At 71.0% G+C, this 3,046-nt stretch carries 2 protein-coding genes and 1 pseudogene; 2 read left to right on the top strand and 1 reads right to left on the bottom strand.

Annotated elements, in window-relative coordinates:
- A pseudogene (locus tag H5J30_RS24355) lies at positions 1–289 on the bottom strand (sucrase ferredoxin); the annotation flags it as partial.
- A 211-nt stretch (positions 290–500) separates the two neighbouring features.
- Here H5J30_RS24355 and H5J30_RS24360 point away from each other — a divergent pair.
- Entirely contained in the window at positions 501–1,505 is a 1,005-nt protein-coding gene (locus H5J30_RS24360; protein WP_026276443.1) for a LacI family DNA-binding transcriptional regulator, read from the top strand.
- A gap of 136 nt (positions 1,506–1,641) precedes the next feature.
- Positions 1,642–3,036 carry an ABC transporter substrate-binding protein gene (locus tag H5J30_RS24365; RefSeq protein WP_181789507.1) on the top strand — a complete coding sequence of 465 codons (1,395 nt, stop codon included), beginning with the start codon at positions 1,642–1,644 and terminating at the stop codon, positions 3,034–3,036.
- The last annotated feature ends 10 nt before the right edge of the window (positions 3,037–3,046 follow it).

The raw sequence follows: 3,046 nt of genomic DNA on the forward strand, positions 1-3,046 counted from the left end.
CGCGGATCCAGGTGCCGCCGGGGGCGGTGTGGGCGGCGAGGACGCGGCGGCTGGCGGGGCGGCGTTCGTCGGCGTGCCGGCCGGGACGGCGGATGAGCGCGACGCGTACGCCGCTGCCCTCGGTCCGCTCCTCCAGGGCACGGCCGACCTCGGGGTCGAGGTGGCTCTGGGTCAGCGCCTCTTTCCCCCACGGGCCGGTCTGCTCGACCAGCAGCCAGGTCGCGGCGACGGCCGCGGTCCCGGCGAGCGGTTCGGCCAGCTCTCCGGAGGCGGTCGCGCACGTACTCACGAAGGTGAGCCTAACCGTTCTTCAACGTCCCGTCCCGCGGGGCCCGTCCGTCCCGGTGATGGCTCTGCGTCCCGGGCGCCCCCGGGGGCCCGCGGACCGGCCGCCCCTCGATGCGTACGGTGGCGTCCCGGGCGCAGCGAGGACGCGGCGGAACGGGCCGGTCCGGAACCCGCCGCAAGCAGCTTGCGTTTCTTGCGCTAATCTTGCGTCCATGACTCGACGACTTGCTGAGGTTGCCAAGAAGGTGGGGGTCTCCGAGGCCACCGTCAGCCGTGTGCTGAACGGGAAGCCCGGGGTGTCGGAGGCGACCCGGCAGGCGGTGCTGTCGGCCCTCGACGTACTCGGCTACGAACGGCCCACGCAGCTGCGCGGCGAACGCGCCCGGCTGGTCGGCCTGGTGCTGCCCGAGCTGCAGAACCCGATCTTCCCCGCGCTGGGCGAGGTGGTCGGCGGCGCGCTGGCCCAGCTCGGCCTGACCCCGGTGCTGTGCACCCAGACGAAGAACGGCGTCTCCGAGGCCGCGTACGTCGACCTGCTGCTGCAACAGCAGGTCTCCGGCGTGGTGTTCGCCGGCGGCCAGTACGCGCAGTCCGCCGCGCCGCACGAGCACTACCGCAGGCTGGCCGAGCGGCGCATCCCGGTGGTGCTGATCAACGCCGCCATCGAGGACCTGGGCTTCCCCCGCGTGTCCTGCGACGACGCGGTCGCCGTCGAACAGGCGTGGCGCCACCTGGCGTCCCTCGGCCACCGCCGCATCGGCATGCTGCTGGGCCCCGCCGACCACGTACCGTCGGCCCGCAAGCTCGCCGCCGCGGACGAGTTGGCGCGGCAGACGGGCCTGGAGCTGCCGGAGTCGCGGGTGGCGCGGGCGCAGTACTCGCTGGAGAGCGGGCAGGCGGCCGCGACGCGGATGCTGGAGGACGGCGTCACGGGCTTCGTGTGCGCCAGCGACCCGCTCGCCCTCGGGGTGATCAGGGCGGTGCGGCGGCGCGGCCTGGACGTACCGGGGGACGTGTCGGTGGTCGGGTACGACGACTCGGCGTTCATGAACTGCACGTCCCCGCCGCTGACGACCGTGCGGCAGCCGATCGAGTCGATGGGCCGGGCGGCGGTCGAGCTGCTGTCGGCGCAGATCGGCGGCGCCCCGGTGGCCGCCGACGAGCTGCTGTTCGAGCCGGAGTTGGTGGTGCGCGGCTCCACCGGCCCGGCGCGGTGAAGGATCTTCAATTTCTAGTCTCATTCTTGCAACTTCCGCGCGACATATTGCGGAGACCTGTCGACGGTGGTTGAGTGTGCGCGCCACGGCAGCGTGCAGCCGTGGCTTCCCGCTCCTGCCCAGAGGGGTCACCGAGATGAGACAAACCGGGTTCCGCCGTACCAGCGCCGCCCTCGCCGTCAGCGCCGCCCTGGCGCTCGTCGCCGCCTGCGGCACCTCCAGCTCCGACGAGGGTGGGGACGACGCGGCCGATCCGGCCGACGCCGCCGCCCCGCTGGACCCGGAGACCGAGGTCACCCTGACGATCGACTGCATGCCGCCGGCGGCCGAGAAGGCCGAGCTGAAGGAGTGGAACGAGGACGTAGCGGCCTTCAAGAAGGAGTACCCGAACGTCACGATCAAGGGGAAGCAGACCGACCCCTGTCTGGAGCCCCCGCGGTTCACGGCCATGCTCAAGGCCAAGTCCCAGCCGGACTCCTTCTACACGTACTTCACCGACCTGCAGCAGGTGCTGGACAACGACGGCGCCGCGGACATCACCGCGTACGTCAACGACAAGACGGTCCCGGCGCTCGCGGACATCGACCCGCAGGTCCTCGACGTGCTCAAGCAGGACGGCAAGCTCTACGGGCTGCCGACCAGCAACTACACCATGGGCCTGCTGATCAACCGCAAGCTCTTCGAGGAGGCCGGCCTCGACCCCGACAACCCGCCGACGTCCTGGGACGAGGTGCGTACCGCCGCCAAGGCGATAGCCGGCCTCGGCGACGGCATCAGCGGCTTCGGCGAGTACAGCGCCGGCAACAACGGCGGCTGGCACTTCACCGCGTCGATGTACGGCCTCGGCGGCGACATCGTCTCGGAGGACGGCACCAAGGCCGCGTTCAACGACGAGACCGGCGCCGAGTACGTCGAGAACCTCCACGCGATGCGCTGGGAGGACGACAGCATGGGCAAGACCCAGTTGCTCAAGTGGGGCGACCTGCAGAAGCAGATGGCGTCCGGCAAGCTCGGCATGTTCCTCGCCGCGCCCGACGACATCACGTACATGGTCCAGCAGCTCGGCGGCGACTACGCCGACTACGGCATGGGCCCGATGCCCGGCGGCGAGGCGACCCTCTTCGGCGGCAACGACTACCTGATCAAGAAGGGCAGCTCGCCCGACCAGATCAAGGCCGCCATCGCCTGGCTGAACTTCAAGTTCCTCACCCCCGGCAAGGGCCAGTTCGAGTGGGCGCGTACCAAGGCCGACGGGCTGCCCGTCGGGCTGCCGCAGCCGGACTTCTGGAAGGGCGCGAGCAAGCAGCAGGACGACAAGCTGCGCGCCGAGAACTCCACGATGCCGGTCGAGAACTTCCAGCCGTTCCGCGACAACCCGGTCCCCGGCCGCGCCGAGCCGCCCAAGGCCCAGGAGATCTACAAGGTCCTCGACACGGTGATGTCGGGCGTGCTCACCAACGAGGACGCCGACCCCGCCGGGCTGCTCGACACCGCCGAGGACCAGGTCAACCAGGTCCTCGCGAACCAGTAGCCATGGCGGC

This window comes from Streptomyces phytophilus, assembly GCF_013870535.1.
In the GTDB taxonomy this organism is placed as follows: Bacteria; Actinomycetota; Actinomycetes; order Streptomycetales; family Streptomycetaceae; genus Streptomyces; species Streptomyces phytophilus.

What these genes read in the sequence shown, in the direction of transcription:
- H5J30_RS24360 (WP_026276443.1), top strand. Translation starts at nt 501, where the DNA reads ATGACTCGACGACTTGCTGAGGTTGCCAAGAAGGTGGGGGTCTCCGAG.
- H5J30_RS24365 (WP_181789507.1), top strand. Translation starts at nt 1,642, where the DNA reads ATGAGACAAACCGGGTTCCGCCGTACCAGCGCCGCCCTCGCCGTCAGC.